The 20,054-nt window shown below is 64.7% G+C and carries 19 protein-coding genes; 12 read left to right on the forward strand and 7 right to left on the reverse strand.

The window, feature by feature from the left end; translation table 11 throughout:
• Nucleotides 1–170 precede the first annotated feature (170 nt).
• From HPO96_RS37580 to HPO96_RS10725, 11 genes are all read left to right on the forward strand, one after another.
• Entirely contained in the window at nucleotides 171–548 is a 378-nt protein-coding gene (locus tag HPO96_RS37580; protein WP_184999629.1) for a hypothetical protein, read from the forward strand.
• On the forward strand, nucleotides 545–856 hold the full coding sequence (locus tag HPO96_RS10680; RefSeq protein WP_171673194.1) for a hypothetical protein: 312 nt from the start codon (nucleotides 545–547) through the stop codon (nucleotides 854–856). Before HPO96_RS37580 ends, HPO96_RS10680 begins: the two co-directional genes overlap by 4 nt.
• Before the next feature lie 200 nt (nucleotides 857–1,056).
• The gene (locus tag HPO96_RS10685; protein WP_171673195.1) at nucleotides 1,057–1,425 is read left to right on the forward strand and encodes a recombinase family protein; all 369 of its coding nucleotides are present in this window, start codon (nucleotides 1,057–1,059) and stop codon (nucleotides 1,423–1,425) included.
• A 92-nt stretch (nucleotides 1,426–1,517) separates the two neighbouring features.
• The gene (locus HPO96_RS39880; RefSeq protein WP_171673196.1) at nucleotides 1,518–1,796 is read left to right on the forward strand and encodes a putative ATP-grasp-modified RiPP; all 279 of its coding nucleotides are present in this window, start codon (nucleotides 1,518–1,520) and stop codon (nucleotides 1,794–1,796) included.
• A complete protein-coding gene (tgmB, locus tag HPO96_RS10695; RefSeq protein WP_171673197.1) occupies nucleotides 1,796–2,746 on the forward strand; it encodes an ATP-grasp ribosomal peptide maturase in 951 nt (316 codons plus the stop codon). The genes HPO96_RS39880 and tgmB overlap by 1 nt, the downstream gene beginning before the upstream one ends.
• On the forward strand, nucleotides 2,743–3,870 hold the full coding sequence (locus HPO96_RS10700; RefSeq protein ID WP_171673198.1) for a methyltransferase domain-containing protein: 1,128 nt from the start codon (nucleotides 2,743–2,745) through the stop codon (nucleotides 3,868–3,870). Before tgmB ends, HPO96_RS10700 begins: the two co-directional genes overlap by 4 nt.
• A gap of 1,548 nt (nucleotides 3,871–5,418) precedes the next feature.
• The gene (locus HPO96_RS10705; RefSeq protein ID WP_171673199.1) at nucleotides 5,419–6,318 is read left to right on the forward strand and encodes a radical SAM protein; all 900 of its coding nucleotides are present in this window, start codon (nucleotides 5,419–5,421) and stop codon (nucleotides 6,316–6,318) included.
• Nucleotides 6,315–6,725: a DUF6375 family protein gene (locus HPO96_RS10710; protein ID WP_171673200.1), complete on the forward strand. Its 411-nt coding sequence runs from the start codon at nucleotides 6,315–6,317 to the stop codon at nucleotides 6,723–6,725. The genes HPO96_RS10705 and HPO96_RS10710 overlap by 4 nt, the downstream gene beginning before the upstream one ends.
• The gene (locus HPO96_RS10715; protein ID WP_171673201.1) at nucleotides 6,722–10,861 is read left to right on the forward strand and encodes an NACHT domain-containing protein; all 4,140 of its coding nucleotides are present in this window, start codon (nucleotides 6,722–6,724) and stop codon (nucleotides 10,859–10,861) included. Before HPO96_RS10710 ends, HPO96_RS10715 begins: the two co-directional genes overlap by 4 nt.
• A 274-nt stretch (nucleotides 10,862–11,135) precedes the next feature.
• On the forward strand, nucleotides 11,136–12,803 hold the full coding sequence (locus tag HPO96_RS10720; RefSeq protein WP_171673202.1) for an AAA family ATPase: 1,668 nt from the start codon (nucleotides 11,136–11,138) through the stop codon (nucleotides 12,801–12,803).
• Nucleotides 12,804–13,577: 774 nt separating this feature from the next.
• Nucleotides 13,578–13,952: a DinB family protein gene (locus tag HPO96_RS10725; protein WP_171673203.1), complete on the forward strand. Its 375-nt coding sequence runs from the start codon at nucleotides 13,578–13,580 to the stop codon at nucleotides 13,950–13,952.
• Between the two features lie 16 nt (nucleotides 13,953–13,968).
• Here the strand turns inward: HPO96_RS10725 and HPO96_RS10730 are convergent, their stop codons facing one another.
• From HPO96_RS10730 to HPO96_RS10755, 6 genes are all read right to left on the reverse strand, one after another.
• Nucleotides 13,969–14,529, reverse strand: coding sequence for an NUDIX hydrolase (locus HPO96_RS10730; protein ID WP_171673204.1), 561 nt, complete (start codon nucleotides 14,527–14,529; stop codon nucleotides 13,969–13,971).
• An 8-nt stretch (nucleotides 14,530–14,537) separates the two neighbouring features.
• Nucleotides 14,538–15,983, reverse strand: a complete 1,446-nt coding sequence (locus HPO96_RS10735) for a hypothetical protein (RefSeq protein WP_171673205.1) — start codon at nucleotides 15,981–15,983, stop codon at nucleotides 14,538–14,540.
• A gap of 125 nt (nucleotides 15,984–16,108) precedes the next feature.
• Complete coding sequence (locus HPO96_RS10740; RefSeq protein WP_171673206.1) at nucleotides 16,109–16,759, reverse strand: hypothetical protein; 651 nt, start codon at nucleotides 16,757–16,759, stop codon at nucleotides 16,109–16,111.
• Nucleotides 16,760–16,766: 7 nt separating this feature from the next.
• The gene (locus HPO96_RS10745; protein WP_171673207.1) at nucleotides 16,767–17,360 is read right to left on the reverse strand and encodes a hypothetical protein; all 594 of its coding nucleotides are present in this window, start codon (nucleotides 17,358–17,360) and stop codon (nucleotides 16,767–16,769) included.
• Between the two features lie 9 nt (nucleotides 17,361–17,369).
• Nucleotides 17,370–17,627, reverse strand: coding sequence for a hypothetical protein (locus HPO96_RS10750; protein WP_171673208.1), 258 nt, complete (start codon nucleotides 17,625–17,627; stop codon nucleotides 17,370–17,372).
• Between the two features lie 95 nt (nucleotides 17,628–17,722).
• Nucleotides 17,723–18,253: a hypothetical protein gene (locus HPO96_RS10755; protein WP_171673209.1), complete on the reverse strand. Its 531-nt coding sequence runs from the start codon at nucleotides 18,251–18,253 to the stop codon at nucleotides 17,723–17,725.
• Between the two features lie 119 nt (nucleotides 18,254–18,372).
• Between HPO96_RS10755 and HPO96_RS10760 the strand changes: the two genes are divergently transcribed.
• On the forward strand, nucleotides 18,373–19,122 hold the full coding sequence (locus tag HPO96_RS10760; protein WP_171673210.1) for a MerR family transcriptional regulator: 750 nt from the start codon (nucleotides 18,373–18,375) through the stop codon (nucleotides 19,120–19,122).
• Here HPO96_RS10760 and HPO96_RS10765 read toward each other — a convergent pair.
• On the reverse strand, nucleotides 19,119–19,982 hold the full coding sequence (locus HPO96_RS10765; RefSeq protein ID WP_171673211.1) for a LysR family transcriptional regulator: 864 nt from the start codon (nucleotides 19,980–19,982) through the stop codon (nucleotides 19,119–19,121). The two genes, HPO96_RS10760 and HPO96_RS10765, sit on opposite strands and share 4 nt — an antisense overlap.
• Nucleotides 19,983–20,054 lie beyond the last annotated feature (72 nt).

Consider the following 20,054-nt stretch of genomic DNA (forward strand, 5'->3'; position numbering starts at 1 on the left):
ACTCTCGGTGTCCGCCACGCGACAGCGGATCAAGATCACCCTAGGAGGTTCCACCGGATCAGTACCTGATCGCCCTATTCCTGCTGGCTCTCGGAGTAGTTGTCTTGAGTTGTCGCGGTAAGCGACAACTCACAAGGAGTGACGGCTGTGAAAGGCTAAAGGTGGAAGCAATGGTCCTGATAGCTCCGAGGCCGTTCTTCCTCGTGCGGTACTACGACCCTTCGGGGGTCAGCGGAACCGGTGTGGTCGGCGAGGGCACGGAGTGGTCCGACGGATCGGCTTCGCTGCGGTGGCGCGGACATGAACCGGTGGTCGGGTTCTGGTCGGGCGGTGTGCAGTCGATCGAGCGCATTCATGGCCACGACGGCGCGACGATCGTCGTATTCCCTGACGAGTTACCGGCGAACCGCACCGTTGAGGACTTCGTGTATCCGCTCTCGTCAGGGCAGCCGGTGCCGGCCCCAAGCGTCGGCGGCCTCTGCGCGGCCTGCAAGGGCGCGTACCCGTGTACGCGCTGCACCGACGGAATGGCGGGAATGCTGCCATGACGTCTTCAGAGCTGTACGGCTTTCTTCACGAGGATGCGTTCACATCCGCGCGGCAGGCCGACGACGCCCGTAGCCGTATGGCCGCGTTCGCAGAGCGCTGGGACTTCCGCCTGACCAAGGTGTACGCGGAAGTGGGCGGAAATGCGTCCAGTGCCTTCGAACAGCTGCGAGAGGCGGTGAATGAGCACGGCGTACCCGTCGTGGTCCACAGCGCTGCACACCTCGCGCCATACGGCGACGTACGGACGATCTTGAACGAGCTCGAGGAGCCGTCCGGCCTGCCGGTCATGGCCTCGGAGGCCTACTAATGCCGCGGACCGGTGCCGATGTCCCCGTTACCCGGTGCGCGGGCTCACTGGTGAGGAGTGCGTCCGTGCACCGTTCCACGCCCGAGGAGCAGGCGAGTGCCCCTCGGACGACGGCGTCCGCTGCCTCCAGCCCCCAACGCACGGGGGCAGCGGACCGCCGCGTATACGCGAGACCGACAAGGCAGGAAGAGAGCTACGCGATGGGAGAAGTCGTCCAGCCTCGGCCCTTGGTGCTGGGCTATGCCCGGCTCGCACCGTATGCGGGCCATGGCCAGCACACCATCACGCAAGCGATCCTCTCCAGCTACGCGAATCGCGAAGGGCTGCAGCTGGGAACGATCTACTTCGATCGCGTCGGTTCACCTCCCTTGTTTGCTCACGACGAACCCACGCCCGGCTTCCACGCGCTGGTAGCCGGCCTCCTGGCTTCGCGGGCGCTAGGTGTGGTGGTGCCGTCAGTCGACGCCTTCGGCAACCAGAAGGACGAACGCGTCGCCGAGTTGGTGGACGACCTTGGTGTTGTGGTGCACGCGGTCGACGCAAAGGACATCCACGATCCCCGCGACTAGGTCGCGGCCCATGAGCGGCGAGGCGACGTGAGCTTCCCTGTGCCTCACGTCGCCTCGCCTGGACTACTACTGTCAAGAGAGAGGAATCCGACATGGCAACAACCGCGCCAACCCGCCCATGGGGAGTTCGCCGAGCGTCCGCGCCGGTCCACAGGCAACCCCTCGAGGATCTGCAGCCGGTCACAGTGACCGTGGACCCCGACACTCAACTCGCGGTCTACCGCGACTCGACAGGCAAACCGATTCAGGCAGGTCCACCCAAGCACGGGACCTCCCGTGCCCAGTTCAAGAGCCTGCCGACCGGCGGAGGTGATGGCAACAAGCCTCAGCCGCCGGACGACACCAAGATCGTCGAATACGTGCCCGACTGATGAGCAAGGATCGGCCGGTCCTGGTCCTGACCTGCGTGGACGACCCCACGTCAGATGTGGTCATCCACGAACTGAACAACCGCGGCGTCCCTGTTGTCAGGTGTGATCCGGCCGATGTCCTCGCCTGCAGGCTGGATGTTGCAGCCTGCTTCGGCGGGGACGCCCGCGCCGGCTATCTCCAGACCGAGTCCCGTCGGCTGGACCTGTCGGCAGTGCGATCGGTCTACTACCGGCGCCCGTCGTCGTATGCAGCCCCCAGAGGCATGTCTGTGCAGGACGGCCGGTTCTCCAGGGAACAGGCCAAGCACGGCATGGGCGGCATACTGGCGAACATCCGTGGACGGTGGGTCAATCACATCTGGCGCGCGATTGAGGCGGAGTTCAAACCGACACAGCTCGCTGTCGCTGGTGAGGTCGGCTTCGCCGTGCCGAAGACGCTCATCACGAACAACCTGGATGCCGCACGGGACTTCGCCAAGGATCAGGGACAGATCATCTACAAGCCCCTGCAGAACAGCGAACTGACCAGGGCGGACGGCAATGCCCTCATGGTGTGGACGGACCTGGTCAGTCCCGGCGAGCTGGACGAGTCGGTATCGCTGACTATGCACCTTTTTCAGGAGTGCGTGGACAAGGTAGCGGATGTGCGGACAACAGTGATCGGTGACCAGATATTCAGCGTCCGTATCGACTCGCCATACCTGGACTGGCGACAGGACTACGACCAGGTCACCTACGCCGCGGTCGACACACCTCCGCAAATCACTGATGCCTGTCGGCGCTACCTCGCCAGGTTCGGACTCCTGTTCGGCGCGTTCGACTTCGGCATCGGGCAAGACGGCTCGTGGGTTTGGTACGAATGCAATACCGGCGGCCAGTGGCATTGGCTGGAACTTGAGACCGGGCTACCGATGACGGCGGCCCTCGCAGACCTTCTGGAGATCAGATGACATCCGACGGCAACGAGCCTGACGACTGGCGGCGCTTGGCCGGCGAGATGGTGACCACAGTCCAGCAGAAGGGCCACCTGTCCGATCCCCGCCTCAGAGCGGCATTCACCGAAGTCCCACGGCATGTCTTCGTGCCCGACTACATCCGCATCGAGGTCGACGACTCCGGCTCCGCGGTCATGGACGGCCGCGTGGATCGATCCGGCTCCGAGTACTGGACGACGGTCTACTCGGATCAACCGCTGATGACACAGACGAAGCCAGTCGAGGGCCAGCCCGACAGCTTCGTGTGGAGTTCGTCGTCCTCGATGCCATCGGTGATGGCCGACATGATCGAGGAACTCGACATCCGGCAGGGCATGTCAATCCTCGAGAGCGGCACCGGTACGGGCTACAACGCCGCGATCTTGTGTCACCTCCTGGGCGATAACGCGGTGACCACTGTCGAGATCGACCCTGATCTACGCCGCGAGGCGACGGAACGACTCAGCACGCTCGGATACAACCCATCCTCCAGCCCGGCCGGACGGCTGCATGACCGGGTCCTCGCTACCCACGCAGTCGACGAGGTGCCGTACGGCTGGATTGTCTGGAGCAAGCCAGGAGCCGTCATCCTCACCGACCTACGCCCACCAGCGAACACCGACATCGGCGCCTGGCTCAAGCTGACGGTCAACCCGGACGGGACGACCGCAACCGGCCGACTTATGACTCCTCGGGGCTACTTCATGAGCGCCCGCAAGGTCGCCGAGTTCGCCGACATCGGTCACCAGTTGCCGGAGCTGACCTTGGAGGAGCACCAGGCACGGGCCAAGCTGATGACAACCCGCGAGTCGACGCTGACGCCGACGGTGTTCCAGGATGAGGCATTTCGCCTGTACTTCTGGCGCGAGAGCGGCGACGCCTGGTGGTGGAGTGATGAGGACAGCATCAATCTCAACGCCCCCGACGGCTCCTGGGCACAGATCCAAGGGCGGACCGTGACCATGCTCGGCCCGAGGGATCTCTGGGAGGAGGCCGAGCAAGCTCATCTGCGGTGGGAGACGGCGGGTCGGCCGGACGTGTCCGAATGGGCAGTCCATGTCACCGCTGACGGCAGAACGGTGGTTGAGCTACCTCGTTGACGACGCGCACCCATCAATTGCGGCGCCCTGTTCGGGCGGTGCAGCGGTCGCGTCAGGTGGTGGCCAGCGGGTGTGGTTCGCCTTTGTGACCCTTGCGAGCTGATCGTCAAGCACACCGCTTTGCTCGGTGGTGATGCCGGCTTCGGAGAGCCGGTACCGTGTGAGAGCTGGACTCCGGCGCGGTACCAGCACGGCGTGTAGACGTTGCGAGTCCCCCTGGGGGACCGATCGGGCGACGCGCGGGACGCACTGAGTGAATGCTGGGGCAGCGTGCTGCCGTAGGCCGCGCTTATGGACTAGCTGTTCAGGCTTATGCCGAGGTGTGCAAGGAGAATCGCGCGGCCTCGATCTGTTTGCTAGTCATGACTAAGCCCTAGGCGCACGGCGGCTGAGCAATGCCGCGAGCGAGGTCATCGGGTAGATGGTTAGCCCTGCCCCGCGATCCATGACGGCAAGAAGACGACCTCCGGTCGGATTCCGACCTGGTGCCGCACAGTGGCCGGGATGCGGAGATGTCCTTGCCTTGTGATGGCCAGACGCGATGTGGGAGGTCTGCCTAGCCTCGCCGCCAGACCTTCAGTACTTCCGCCAACTCCTCGAATCCCAACAAATTGAACTCCTCCTCTCCGAGCCTCCCCGGTCAGCGGGGCGGGCGTGCTGACCTCACCTGCGCGCCCGTCCCGCTCTCCATCCACGGGCACACCGAACACCAAACTCCGCGAGGCAAGAGTCCGGACGCCTTCGCCATCCGACCCCACCCGCTCCATGTCCCGCACCGAACTAGCCGAAGCCGTCTGCACCTGGCTCTGGCACGCCAAGCGCCAGACCCGCGCCTTCGAATCCCACTACGTAGCCAGGCCCGAGCGCGGCGCTGTCCGCCGCCCTGGAGCCGACTACCGCGCAGTCCTAGGCGTGCCAACCGACGCCCACCTGGGCATGGCCCCTGACCCATGCCCACCCCGTGGGTCCATCCCTCGCCGAGGCCAAGGCTGCCTCAAATCAACCGTCACTGAGCCCGCGAAAGCGCTCCACGAGCTCCGCGTTCGCGGCCCGAAGGGCCTCAACCTGGCCCTCCAACCGAGCCACTTCCTCCATCGGCCGCCCCACCCGATCGTCCTCACCCGGCGCGCTGGCACGCACCTGTTTGCCACTCCGCCACCGCCGAAGTCGGCACCGATCCGAGCAATACCGCTGATCAGATCGCCCAGCCGTGAACTTAGCCGCGCACCACTCACACACCCGCCGACGAGCACTCAATCGTTCCCAAACGCCGCCGGAAGTTCGTTCATAACCACTCAACGGATGACTCCACCAACACCCGCCACCGCCGTTTCACCCGGCCGCAACGCCTCAGATGCAAGAAGTGTGATGCTGATCGGGTCACGATTCTCGTCGGCTCGTCGGGTAGTGACGAGGCGCGGGACGCGGTTGACGCCTCAATTAGGTGAAGGTTCATGACGTGTCCGGGCACGCAGATGCTCGGCTCGAGTGGCACACTGTCTTTTTCGCGGGGTGAGGCGTCTCCCGCGCGTGGGAAGGCGGAAGGTAGTGAAGCGTCGGTTCGGCCCTGATGGCGTCCATCTCTTCGACCGGTCCACCGGCCTGAACATGCTGATCGACGAAGTCCGCATCCCGCGGCACCAGTGGTCGGCGGCGCCGCGGCAAGTCTCGATCGCGCTGACCAACACATGTGACCTGGCATGCTCATACTGCTACGCCCCGAAGCACCGCGCGCAACTGAGCACGCCACAGCTGTGTCACTGGATGGACGAACTCGACGGCGCCGGCTGTCTGGGGGTCGGGTTCGGAGGTGGTGAGCCGACCTTGTACGGGCGCTTGGCCGACGTGTGTGCCCACGCAGCGGAACGGACGCAGCTCGCCGTCACCCTCACCACCCATGGGCATCGCTGGGACGCGGAGTTGATCGCGCGGCTGCGTGGGGCCGTGCACTTCGTCCGGGTAAGCGTTGACGGCGTCGGGGCCACCTACGAGCGACTTCGCAGGCGGAGCTTCGAGACCCTTCGTGAGAGGCTCGAGCTGATCGGCAGCTCCTTCGCGTTCGGGCTGAACTGCGTGGTGAACGCGGACACGGTCGATGACCTCACCGCTGTCGCGGAGCTGGCAGCCTGGCACGGTGCAGCTGAGCTGCTGCTTCTTCCCGAGAGTCCGACAGTGCGTACGACTGGAATCACCGCCCGCGTGGCGGCTCAGATGGAGGAATGGGTGCTGGCATATCCCGGTCCGGTACGACTAGCGATCTCCGAAGGATGGACCGCTGGCCTGACCGTTGCGATCCCGCTGCCGAGGGAGGCGGGTACGAGGTCGTATGCGCACGTCGATGCAACCGGCACCGTCCGGCCCAGCTCGTACTCGACAGCAGGTCAGGCAATCGGCGCGGACGGGATTCTGGCGGCACTCGAGCGGCTCGCGGCTCAGGAGTCCGCATGAAGGTATGGCAGGGATACGGCACCGAGCATTCGATGAACCTGGTCATGATCGGCCACTTCGAGGACGCCAAGTCGGCCAGGGCGGCCAAGGACGTCATCGACACGCTGACCAAGGCGGTCGAAGCTGAGGAGGCCGCGGGCCGGCTGGAGTTGGGCAATCCGCCTGAGGAGTTCAGCGAGGAACTGTTTCAGGTGTTGTCCGGTATGGATGTGTATAGCCTCGGCCACCACGATGTCGAGCAGTTCCTCTACGACGTCACGGTGGCCGTCGAGCAGGACAAGGTGGTGATCACGACGGACGAGACCGAGGTGCTCGCGTTCATCAAGGTGCTGATCACCCGGGGCGCCAGGCTCGAGGTTTACTCGGCCCACGACCACAAGGGCACCGGCCACGGGCGGGCGACGTGACGGAACTGAACTGGGATCGGTTCGAGAACCTTCCAGGTGACCGCCGGACCAACTTCGAGCTCCTGTGGCGAGGTGCGGTCTGGCTCACCTTCGCCCGCTACGGAAAGTTCGCGTCGCGCGCACAGCAGCCAGGCGTGGAGTTCCATCTCAACCTCGAACGTGACTGTCAGCTCGGTGCCGCCGGGCAGTGGTTCGGCTGGCAGACGAAGTGGTGGGAGATCGGGTCGGGCTCTCGGATCGGCAAGACCCGTCGCCTCGACGTGGAGGACTCCCAGGCAAAGACGAAGCGCCACGTGCCGGGCCTGACGGACTGGGTGCTCTGCACCCGCCGGCCGCTAACGCCGGAAGATCAGAGGTGGTACGACGGTCTAGCGCCGGGTTTCAGGCTGCACAACCAGGTCAGTGAGGAGCTTGCCACCCTGCTGGCCGGGGACGCCGCGTTGCTTAAGGAAACGTACTTCGGTGATCTAGTCCTGACCCCGGACCGTCTGGCCGATGCGCGGACCACGGCGGTCGAAGAGGTGCGGGACAGGTGGTTCCCCGAGGTACATCAGTCCACCGCCGCGGAGCAGACGCTGCGCCGGATGCTGGCCGAACCCGAGGCATGGACCGACCTGGCCGAAATCAGTGACGGCATCACCGACCTGATCCGGGCCATCCGGGCCGACGTTGCGGCCACGCCGCTGCAGGCCGGGCTCCAGACGGAACTCGATGCGCTGCTAGACACCGCTCAGACTGTTCGCGACCTCCTCGCCGACGCTCATGAACACGTCACGAAGGAGCACGACCACACCTGGCTCGAGCTTGGTGAGGTCGTCGTTCCGGAACCGCCTGCACTGAATCCGCCGGTGCTTCGCCGGCTTCGGGCGGCGAATCACCCGGCCTCGTTGGCATGCACCAACCTGGTTGGCGGCACGCGCCGAGCTGCGGTCCTGGCTGCGCAGGTCTTCAGTCAGCTGCAGGTGCGGTTGGCGGTGGTTACCGGCGATGCCGGGTTCGGGAAGACGCAGTTGGCCGCGAAGCTCACGGACGAGACCGGCGAGCGTCCCGCAGGCGTCCTGCTCTACGGGCGGCGACTAGGTGCGCGTGACGACCTCGACAAGCTGGCGCGGCAGGTCACCTGCGCGGGGAAACCGGTTGAGACTTTCGAGGCGCTGCTGGCAGCGGTCGATGCGGCAGCGACTCGCGCTCGATGCCGGCTGCCCATTGTCATCGACGGGCTCAACGAAGCAGAGAACCCGACCGAGTGGAAACCGCTGCTCGGACGGCTGCAGGCCATGCTCGCCAGGTACCCGTCGGTGCTGGTCGTGTGTACGGTTCGCGGGTCATTCGTCGACCGCGTCCTGCCGTCAGCCGTCACCGACCAAGTCGACCTCGACGGATTCACCCACGACCTCGATGACGTAGTCGCGAAGTACTTCGACTTCTTCAAGATCGACGCCGACGGAGCCGATCTGCCGCGGGAGCTGCTCCGGCAACCGTTGGCGTTGCGGATCTTCTGTTCGGTGGCCAACCCCGATCGTGGTGGCAGAGTGTCACTGGCCTTGCTTCCCCGCTCGTTGCAGGCGATGTTCGGCGAGTACCTGAACGACGTCGGTCGGCGCATCGATCGTCTCCACCCCGGCATCAGTAGTGCCGATGTGGAACGCGCGCTGCAACAACTCGCTCTCGAGATGTGGGACACGGGGGCGCGCGTCGTCAGCGAGGGCCGGGCTCGCCAGCTGTTCAACGACACCGGACGCTGGGATGCGAGCATCCTCGCCGCCCTCGAACACGAAGGCATCCTCCTACGTCAACCTGCCGAGGGCGCGGAGTCCACATCGGTCGGCCCCGGCATGATGGTTGCGGTGGTGTACGACCTGCTCGCCGGACACATCATCGCCTCCGCGCTGATCCGCACCCGAGGCTCGTCGTTCACCAGTTCGCTGCGCGATCCTTCCACGATGTCACTGTTCCGGGGCAGCGTGGATACGCGGCACCCGTTGTCCGCGGACATCTTCGACGCCCTAGTGTTCCTGATACCCGCAGGAGGCGCCGGACAGCTGTGGGAGCTCGTCGACGGACCGCTGGTCGATTCGGCACTGGTGCGGGCCACTGCGCTGCCTCCTGAGGAGGTGGACGCCAGTACCCTCGAAGCGTTCACGCAGCGCTTCGACAGCCTGGCGCAGCGACGGGACTTCTGGCCGAGGCTGCAGCTAGTGCGCGCTGTGCCCTCACACCCCCTGAACGCCACGTATCTGGACGCTGTGCTGCGGCCGCTGGCGGTCGCCGATCGCGATCTTCTGTGGACCGAGTGGTTGCGGACCAGCGCGGACACCGTGCTCGCCGAGATCGGGTCGTTGATTGACCACTGGCGAAACCGGGCCGACCGTACGGAGGCAGACGCCTTGCGCGCCCGCTGGGTCAGATGGATGCTGACTAGTACGGTCCGCGACCTCCGTGACGCCGCGACTGCCGCCCTGTACTGGTACGGCCGGGGCGACGTGGACGGACTGTTCGCACTGGCGATCGAGTCGCTCGCCGTGAACGACGCCTACGTCGGCGAGCGGGTGGTGGCGGCTGCTTACGGGATCGCCACCGCGCATCAGTTGTACGACCCGGAGTTCGGCGGCAGCCTTACGACGTACCTGAACCAGCTCGCGGAGGTCTTGACTGGACCAACAGCGACCGCTCCGACGTTCCACCGTCTGACCAGGTACTACGCCGCCGGCACGGTCGAGTTCGCTCGGGTGCACTACCCCGACGCCGTTCCGGCAGCGGTGCTGGACGGCGTCGAGTTCGCCCCCGGCCCGCTGCCAGAGGCGCTGCACGATGACGACGCTCGCCGGAATGAGGTCCGTCGAACGATCCACATGGACTTCGGGAACTACACCCTTGGACGGCTGTTCGAGGATCGCCGCAACTATGACTACGACCACGTCGGCCATCGTGATGCCACAGACCGCATTCTCGGCGTCGTATACGACCTCGGATGGCGTAGGGAGCGCTTCGAGGAGATCGAGTCCAGGATCAGCCGGCGTGACAACGACCGGGGCCCGGGGCGAATGGAACGCTACGGCAAGAAGTACGGCTGGATCGGGTTCTACCTCGTCTCCGGGATGCTGGACGCACGGGGCGGTGGGATCCCGTGGCTCGAAGTCGACATCGATCCGACCTTCCCGCAGCCGTCGCCGAGGTTGCCGATGGAGCTGCCAGCTTGGGCGCGGCCAACTCCCCGGGACGAGCGTCGGTGGCTGGTGGACGGGCAAGTGACGGTTCCTGATGAGCTGCTGTACTGCACGTCACTGGACGGTGCTGAGGGGCCATGGGTCCTCGTGCACGCGGAGATTCGTACCGAGGGTGGATCGAACGGCCGTAGCGTCTTCGGCCTGTTCAACACCGTGGCCGTCGACGCCGGCGACCTGGACCCGTTGATGGACCACTGGTCGCGCATCGCGCACCCTGGACGCGACCTCATCGATCTGGCGTCGGCGTATTACCTGTTTGCCGGGGAGATCCCATGGAACTCGCGGATGGTGACGTCCGATCACCACTCTGCCGAAGACGACCCGTATTACGACGATCTTCGCCTCGAAGAGATCGAGCACCCCGAGGGCGCTCGGAGCGGGTCGGGCGACACGGGCGACGAAGACATTCTTCCTGCCGAGGACGGCAACGTGGGCTGGGAGGAGTGGGCTGCCGGGTTGATCCGCCGACAGGGCAACTGGCCGACGTACAGAACGCTTCGGTTCGAGTCGCTGGCGCATGGGTTTTCATGGGAGGGGCACCATAGCTCGCAGAACCAGGAATTCGCGTACGTGCCGAGCCAGCGCCTTTCGCAGGATTTTGGGCTCCGGGCCGGCGGAGCGAACTTCGATCAGTTCGAGGCGGGTGGGGAGCCCGCTTCGAGGAGCTTCGGGGCTCCTGAAGGATTCAGTGGGCATCTGCTGTACGTCCGCGAGGACCTCGTGAAGGCCTTCGCGCGCGGGCGTGCCGTGGTCACCTTGGGTTGGGGCGAACGCGAAACGCGTTTTTCCCCGTCCGGCACCGTGCCTGAGCGGCTCCTGAAGGTGTATCAGTCCAGCCGGAACGTCTGGCGCACTCACCGCGTGGTCGTCGAGCCGGCGGCGCCAACGGAGGAAGCGATCCACGAGTAGCCCGTGGACCCAGGTGGCCGCGGGGCTGCTCCTCTAGCCGCAGGAGTCCGCATATCGACCCTTTCTGAGCGGCTCGAGCACTTTTGACGGACGAGTGTTCACAGCGGAGTGGCAATCGCGTGCCGCAGGGTCGCGTTGATGTCTGGGGAGGTGGCGGATGAGCAGCGCTCTCGGCCCGATGGAGACCGGATCACCAAGGGCGCTCATCCTCTGGAAGAGTGCTGGTGTGGTGCCGTAAAGTTCAGCGGCTATGGAGACAGTTGCAGGACGTCCAGTGCGTATCGAGTCGATTTCAGCTGCACATTTTCGAGGGATTTCACGCGGCTCGTTGACATTTACTGATCAATCCGGAATTGCTCGGTCGGCGTTATTGCTAGGCGACAATGGATCTGGGAAGTCAAGCTTCCTTGAAGCGTTGAATTTTGCGTTGACCGGCTATCCGCCGCAGCTGGTGGAGCCGGGCCGCAGGCGCCGAGTCGACCCTCGAAATCTTATCGCGGTGGAAGCAGATCAAACCTCGGCAGAAGCGAAACTTGATGACGGTCGAAGTTTGCGTTCGACGCTCACGCACACAAATGATGGCAACGAGTTTCGCCGCGTTGCAGTCATGATCAAGCGTGATCACCTCTTGGCATTCAGTCGAGCGACTGATGATCAGCGAGGAGGATTCCTGCGGTCGATCGTCGAAACGAAGTACTTGCCGAAGGATGAGCCTGGTGAAGATGAGGCGCCGTTGCGGCAGGCAAAGAAGGAAGCGCGAATTGCATTCGACGATGCATATGCTGAGCTCAGCAGGTCTCTTCGGCTTACGGCTCGCGACAAGCCGAATCTTGAAGTCCGCAGTGCCGAAATCTTCCGGACTGCTAATCGGATCACTAAGAAGCAGGTGCGATTAGGGAGAGCAAGGAAGCTCGGCGATCAAATTGATAGGCTGGTGGCGCTGGGAGATTCTCTGCAGCAAGCTGCATTGGATCATGAATCTGCAAGTAATGCTCTCATTTCAGTGCGCCGAGTTCGTCAACGAAGGCGAGTTATTGATGTCCTGGTCCGAGCATCTGATCGACTCAATGCCGCGTTTCAAAAGCTCGCACACCAGGACACCCGTCGAGTTGTATCCAAAATAGAGATTACGCAGGTTGGGGGTGGGCATGTCGCACTGTCGGTAGTTCTTCCAGATGGATCCAGGGTCCCGGCGTCATCTGTGCTGAGTGAGGCGTCTTTAGACCTCGCCGCGTTGCTTGCCATCGTTTCGCTCATCCAGGACGGCGTACATCGTGGACAGCCGCCAATCCTGATTCTGGATGATGTATTTCATAGTGTGGATTCCTTGTTAAGAGATAAACTGGCCGCCCACTTCTTCACGGAATTCTCTGATTGGCAGTTGATCATGGCCTTCCATGATCGTGTCTGGTTCGAGCGTTTCGTAGACATTGCGAAGGAAACAGGTTTTCCACACGTGCGGCGGCGTGTGTGGCGTGGGATGGATGGCGAGATTCGAGTCGCAGACGGATACCGAGGTAGTCGGGATCATCTTGAAGAAGTCTTGCAGGATGGCGAATTTTCGCTAGTTCCGACTGTCGCCGCACGTGTGCTCGAAGAGCTTGCCGAATCGCTCAGTATGTCTTTGAAGGTTCGTGTGACGAGATCTGAAGCAGACAAGTACACCTTGGGCGATCTGCTTCCTGGCATAAGAGAGCGTCTAGGGCAATTTTCAATCGTATCTGGCCTCCTTGACCGCTTGGATGCGGCCAAGCACCTTCGCAATCTTGTTGGAGCGCATTCAACCTCGTGGGCCGAAGGATTTCCCGATGCTGAGGCCGAGGAATTCGGGCGCACGGTGCTAGATTTGTACGCGGCAGCAGTGTGCCCTTCCTGTCAGTCGCCATTGCGGTTGAAGAAGGAGGGGATCGCATGTCGGTGCGGGCAGTTGTCGGCCGTATAGTGCCAACTCGACGGTTTGACGCGTTCTGTGCACGGCGCAACACCGCATACGCGCTCTGGGTCCCTGCCGGTGCCGTACGAAACCGCGTGCCGGGTCCCTGTCAGGTGCGACCTCACGGCACGGTCCGACCGGAATGAGCCGACCGCCGAGGCTGGACTTATCGCCAGGCCGGGTCGATTCTCATGCGCAACACCCAGGGTATGGGCAGTCGAGATAGGTTCTGCGGCGCTCGAGCGATAGGGGACGCCGGCGGAACGGTTAATGGGGCCCGGAACCAGCTCGGTAAGGGCTCCGAGCCTAGCGGGAGGATGCGACCCGGGCCTCGCCCCAACGTCGCGTTCCGAATATTGCTGTAGGCAAGTTCCTGCTCCGTCACAGCTCCGTGAAACGGTGACAAATTCTGGTCATCACTGATCATCGGTGACATGCGAATCTGCAGATCAGAGTGCATGTATCGCTGATGCGCAGGGAAGTGACGGCCCGCTGCAGCAGATCTACACCATCTTCGAAGGCGCGTCGGAGATTCAGCGCCTGGTAATCGCCCGAGCCATCTCCGGCATGCGCATCAGATATAGGAAGCGGGAGACGAGGGCCTGCTTCCCCCGCCAGGGCAACGCCGCTCCTCCGTCGCGTGCTACAGCCCGGCCCCACCCAATCCGCGGGCTCATCGCCCGCCCGTGCGTGAAAGCGCCCGGTCCCCGCGCCAACGTGCGCCCAGCCCCTCCCGCGCGCCAAAGTTCGGCGCCGATCTCCCTCGGGTCCGGAGAGTTCACCATGGACTACGCCGAGCCTCCGCCCGGGCCGGAGCCCGTAACGACCATCGCCTGGCGGCTGGCGCACCTGATCGGCGGACTCGCCTCGACCAACAGTGAACGCTTCGGTCGGGACACCGCCAGCGTGGAGGCCTTCCACTACGCAGGCACAGCTCAGGAAGCACTACAACAGCTCGACGACGAGTACGAGCTCTGGATCAACGGCGTACGCACACTAGGCACACCCGGCCTGGAACAGCCCCAAGGCAAACCACCCGCCTTCGCCCACGCCCCAATCGCACAACTGATGCTCTACTCGAACGTCGAGATCATTCACCACGGCGCAGAAATCTGCCTGCTCCGCGACCTCTACCCACGTACTGCGTCCCGCGAGTAGGAACAACTGGTTGCGCCTAGATGAGTTTGCGTGCGCGGGCCAAGGTCAGCGCGGCCAGGGTCATGCCGTCGGTGAGCCGGCCGTCGGCGACATCGCTCCACAGCTCGGCCAAGCTGAGCCATCTGACACCCGATACCTCGCCGACGTCGATCGGTGTCGTGTTCGTGTCGGTTACCTGCGCAACCACGACGACGATCTGCTGTGCCAACATGCCGGAGTCGGGTGTGAACGAACCGGCAATCTCCATCTCTGTGGCCGCTGCCCCCAGCTCCTCATGTAGTTCGGCGGCTGCCGTCACCAGCGGATCCGGTGAGTGTGCGAAGCCGCGGGGAAATGCCCACTGGAACTGGCCGACTGGATACCTGAAAGTGCGTACCAGTCCAACCTCGTCGCCGTGTACGGGGATGACGACCACACCATGGCCTTCGGCCGCGCCTTCGATCCGCAGGTATCGCCCCGCTGAACCGTCGGGGAACTGGACTTCGTCGTCGAAGATCTGCACGAACCGATTGCCGTAGGCCAGCACCTCGCGAGTTCGCCGGATCGGCGCCGGATCGGGCTGGTCGTTGGCGTTCATCAGGCTCCTCAGATCTCGATGTTGTCGTTCAGGGCGCGGACAAGACGACGAGTACGGGTCCACTGACGATAGGCGTCGACGGCTCTCTGTCCCTCCCTCAGGATGCAATAGGTGGCGACGATGCCGAAGGCCGTGCTGACACCTTGTCCCAGTCCTGTATCCCAGTAAACCTCCGCTCCGCCAGTCGTCACGCCTCCTACCGCGGCCGGAACGCCCAGCCCCGTCAACAGTGGTGTAGGTGCGGCTTTGATGTCGCTGCCCATGAGCCGGACCACGTGATCGAAATGCTTCTGTAGTTCGGCTCTAGCCTGGCTTGGCCTTCCGTCGCGTCGCGCAGACTGATAGTTGTCGACTCCTTGCCAGAAGTCGGAGTCCTGCGCAGATTCGCCTCGAGCCTTCATCAGCGCCGGTAGGCCGGCGACGAGATCGGCCTTGAGCTGCCTCAAGAACGACTTGTCGCCGGCTGCGGGCGCTCTCACCACGATCTGAAATCCGGAGCTGGTCTCGGCAGCCCGAGCCAGGGAAGCGGACGAGGTGCTCCTGGCATAGCTGAGCAACGCGATCCGTTGGGCAGCCCCGACACGGCCGAGGTCGACGTTCGCCCGGACCAGGTCCGTCGTGAAACTTGCGGTCAGTGGTTCATCGATCGAGTCGGCGACCATTCGGTTGTAGATCGTGTCGACGAACTCGCGCACGAGTCGTAGCCGATCAGGGCTGCCGAGAATCTCCTCCGCTGTCCGCCGCTTCTTGTCCCCGGGCCACGGCGTGGGCAGATAGAGATTGCTGCGCTGCGCGAGCGCGCCTCCTTCCCTCGGATGGAGGCTCTTGACCGCAGACTTCAGTTCCTTCCACACGTCGCGGAACTCGGCATCGTCGGTCTTGGAGTAGTGCGAGGGGATTGGTGCGTCCATAAAGTCGTCGAGTACTCCGACCAGCGAGACACCTGGGCCATTCGCGCGCGTTTTGACGGCGGGTCGGCCGGAGAACTCCCGCCACGACATTCGCAGCAGTTCGGTCCGGGTCTCACCGACCCAGTCGCGATTGAGCAGCCACTCGAGATCGAGTGGCTTCGAGCGTTTCCGGGCCTTCGCCGGCCGATAGACGTTCGGATCGTGAAGCTCCGGAAACAGTGAGCAGTAGAACGGCTTGTGCGGATCGCCAACTCTGGCCAGCACTTGACGTGCCGCGTCGTCGAAGCTGTCGGCGTTGAACAGGTGTAGGCGAAACGGGCGGTCGGCCACGCCTGCCTTGTCGCGCGCGTCGAGAACCGCCGAGGCTGCGCGCAGGAAGCCCAGCGAATCCAGCGCGTACGCCTGCGGGACGATCACATCTCGCCCAAGCGCGAGGGTGAAGGTCATCTCCAGCAAGATCTGTAAATCCGAACTGTCACGATCCGCCTGCTCCGCCCATGGCGCGCGAATCGAGTCGATACTCTCCAGATATTGACCAGGCACAGATTCTCCCCACCGGCAAACAATCCTTTGATTCCCCGAATGAAACAAACAATCGGGTGATTCCTCCTGAAGTTCTCAAAACAAGAGATCCGCGCCGACGCTCTTAAATACAATTCGTCGGCGATTCAGGAGTGGGTGACGCCGGAGGCGGCGAGGGCCGTGGCGATTGCGCTGCGGCCGTTTGTTTCGGCGCGCAGCATCTCCAGGGTGGCGGTGGCCGTGGCGGCGAGCATCAGGAGGACGGCGACGGTGATCAGGATCGAGGTCCAGCCGAGATGGTCGCCGTCGCGGTGGTAGGCGGCGGAGGCGGCGCCGGCGCAGGCGGCCAGGACGACGAGGAAGTAGAGCACCATCGAGATCCACACGCTTGGGCGTAGCTGGCTCGCAACCGATGCCAGCTGGGTCTCCAGGCGCATCTCGGACTCAGGGTCGGCCTTCGCGAGGTGATCCTCGATCGCTCGCTTCATGCCGATTCGCGCGGCGCGCTCGGTCATGATCTGCGCGACGTAGTGCAGGATGACCAGCAGGGCGAGTGGCGCTATCAGCGCTACGACTGCCAGCACCGCTGAGCTGCGGTCAGGGCGGGCCAGGACGGCGAGTAGACCGATGCTGAGCGTTCCGACGAAGCCGAAGTATCGGTCTGCAGATGCGGTGTACGAGTCGATCTGGTCGGCGAGTTCCTTGACTTGTGCGACCAGTCGGTCGCGGTCGGCTGCGTTGTGGGTCAGGTCGGGCAGGGCTCGACCTGCGCGAAGGCGACGTCCGGCGTGCAGCACGTCCGACTCACTCCGTAGGTACCCGGTCGAGGTGCCAGCGGGACTTGATGCCGTCGGCTCGGGTTCGGCGGGTGGTGCGGCTCCAGCCGGTGGGGGTGGTGGTGGAGTAGACGTAGAGGTCGGCGGGGGAGTTGTCTTGGAAGGTGGTGGCGTATTTGGCGTAGAAGTGGTCGCGGATTCGGTCGGAGGTGCGGGAGTCGGTGTCGTCGGCGGCCCAGTCGATGAAGCCGGAGGCCAGGAAGGCGGTGATGGCTGTGGCCAGAGCGCCGATGGTTTCTTTGGTTTCGGGGGTGGCGGTTTCGGGGGCGACGAGTTCTACGGTGATGACGATGGTGGTGGCGGCGGCCAGGGCCGCCAGGACCATGGGGACGACGATCCACCACTCCATCAGGGCGATCGACAGGTGTGGGTTGGCGGGCGAGGTACGGCGTCCGAGAGCGTCGAGGGTGAGGCCGAGGAGGAGGGCGGCCAGGGCGGCGAGGATGGCCCAGAGGCCGTCGTTGGTGAACCATTGCCAGGCCCAGAAGGCGCCGAGGACGGCGACGACGAGGGCGCGGAAGGGTGCGGCGAGGCCTTTCAGGGCGTCGGTGAGACCGGTCATGGCGTGGGCCTAGTAGCGGTGCGGCGGGGTGTGGGTGCAGGTGTAGTAGAGGCCGGTCTTGTCGCCGATCTGGATGATCGGGGCGAACGGCTTGGCCTGGCGGCATTCGCTGGCGGAGAAGAGTTCGCGCTCGGCTTTGTCGAGAGCTTCCTCGATGCGGCCCGGTAGGTTCGGGCCGAACTCGTCGCGGATGGTCGCGCGGGCGTCGCGCATGGCGTCGACGGCGCGTTGCCGGCCGGCGCGTTCTTCTGGTTGTGGTGCAGGCATGGCGGAGCCCCCCTCAGAGCTGGTACCGGTGCCAAGCCCCCCTCGGCTCCGGTCGTTAGAGCCACGATCGACCTCTAACGGTCCGTAGTCAAGGCTCAGGAGATGAGGAGGCCGAGGGCAGCCAGAGCGGCCGTGCCGGCGAGGGCTCCGGCGGGCGCCCAGAGGTAGGAAAGCCGGTGCGTACGCCGATGATCGAGCGCCAGCAGGGTGAACAGGACGCCGGGTACACCCCAGATCAGCCAAGCCGCGCCGAAGTTGAACCAGCCCGTCATCGACATGTTGCTGATGCCCTTGTCCAACGGCGAGATGAGACCGAGCAGGATCGCCGCCTTCACCGCCGTCTCCGCCACCGGGTAGACCAGCTGACCGATCGCGATCGCCCACAGCGCCATCGAGAGCAGCGGCGCCGGGATCCGTCGTCCCCACGGAAGTACGGCGACCAGCGCGACCGCAATCGTTCCGAGCCGGAGCACGGTGGCGCCGAGGGCAACGATGCCGTCGGCGGTGAGTGGGTCGTCTCGCCACAGGTGCTGGAACGCCGCCGTCCCTAGTACGACGGCACAGAAGGCTCCGATCCCGTAAGCGATCGTGTACGCCGGCCAGCGGCGTACCTCGGCAGTTGTCATACCCCTATTCGACCGGCCCACCAGCACCGCTCGCGTCGGCCAACCGGGTAGACCCGGCTCCCTCCGAGGAGGGAAATGAACTTGAAGCTGCCGCAACGGCAGCCTCTATCGTCCTGATCATGAGTTGGTCGATCGCCGAAGTGGCGCGAGATTCAGGCGTGACAGCGCGCACCCTGCGGCACTACCACGCGATCGGCCTGCTCGTCCCCGAGCGGATCGCAGCGAACGGACGCCGGTACTACGCATCCCAGCAACTCCTGCGGCTACAGCGAATCCTGCTGCTGCGAGAGCTCGGCCTCGGGCTGGACGCGATCGCCGACGTACTGGCCCGGCAGGACAACCAGAGCACGGTCGAGGTCCTCGAGCGGCACAAGGCGTGGCTCCTTCGCGAGCAGCAGCGCCTCGGCCGCCTGGTCCGCACCGTCGAATCAACGATCGAGAACGTGAGGAGTGGTGGCGAAATGGCCCCCGAGAAGGTGTTCGAAGGATTCGAGCACAACCCGTACGAAGCCGAGGCCCGGGAGCGCTGGGGTGACGCGGTCGTCGACGCCGGCTACGAGCGGATGCGCAACTGGTCCGGCACGGACGCCGAGAAGGCGCGCACCGGGTACGGCCGCGTCCACGAGCGCCTGGCCGTACTGAAAGCGGAAGGAGCCGAGGTGCACGACCTAAGCGTGCAAGAGATGATTCAGCTGCACTACGAGGTGACCAGTTTGTTCTGGACGCCGACCGCCGAGGCCTACCGCGGCCTGGGCCAGCTGTACGTCGACGACGCCCGCTTCACCGAGGCCATCAACGCGGACCCGACCGTCGCGACCTACCTGCGCGACGCGATGAACGTGTACGCCGACGAGCACCTGTCCGACTAACGCAGTACCGCGACCAGCGCCTGGACGCCGGGCGTCAACGCGTGCTCGACGCGGTGGACGAGCGCGATGCTGCGCGGCTCGGTACGGACCGGGACGGCCCGGACGGTCGGCGCCGGGGCAGCCGTCAGAGCGAGCTGGGGGAGCAGCGTCACCGCCAGCGACTCGGCAACCAGCCGCTGGACGACGACATAGTCGTCGGTGCGATGCCGGATATCTGGCATGAACCCGGCCGCGGTCGTCAGTCTGCGCAGGTTGGCCTCACAGCGCGGGCAGCCTGCGATCCAGCGCTCGTCGGCAAGCTCGGCCAGATCGATTGGACGCCGTCGCCGGGCCAGCCGATGGTCGAGCGGGACGACGGCGCGCAGTGGATCACTTGCCAACGGCAAGCAAACCAGCTCGGTCGGCAGGGGCGGGTCGTCGGCGTAGCCGAACACGATGCCGACGTCCGCCGTCCCGGCCAGAACCTGCGCAACGGCTTCGGGCGGCTCGGCCTCGGTCAGCCGGACGTCGAGCGCGGGGGTGAGCTTCGCCAGCGCAGGTGGCACGAGGACGGCGGCCGCTGACGGAAACGCGACCAGCTGCACGGATCCGGTCCGGAGCGCAGCGAAGTCCTGCAGTTCGGCGTCCGCCGCGGCGAGGCGGGCGGCGACGGCGTCCGCGTGGACGAGAAGCGCCGTACCGGCCTCGGTGAGTGTGATGCCGCGGGCCGAACGGAGCAGGAGCGGTACGCCGGCCTCGCGCTCGAGCCGCTGCATGTGCTGACCCACGGCGGGCTGCGTCCACCCGAGCTCAGCGGCGGCCGCGGACAGCGAGCCCGACCGGGCGACGGTGCGGAAGATGAGCAGCCGGCGCGGATCCATGATCAAAGCTTAGCTATGAGGCTGCCTCAGCAAGACGCTCTTCTGTTTGAATACTGATTCGCCAAGGCTGAA

The organism is Kribbella sandramycini (assembly GCF_013131805.1).
Classification (GTDB): Bacteria; Actinomycetota; Actinomycetes; order Propionibacteriales; family Kribbellaceae; genus Kribbella; species Kribbella sandramycini.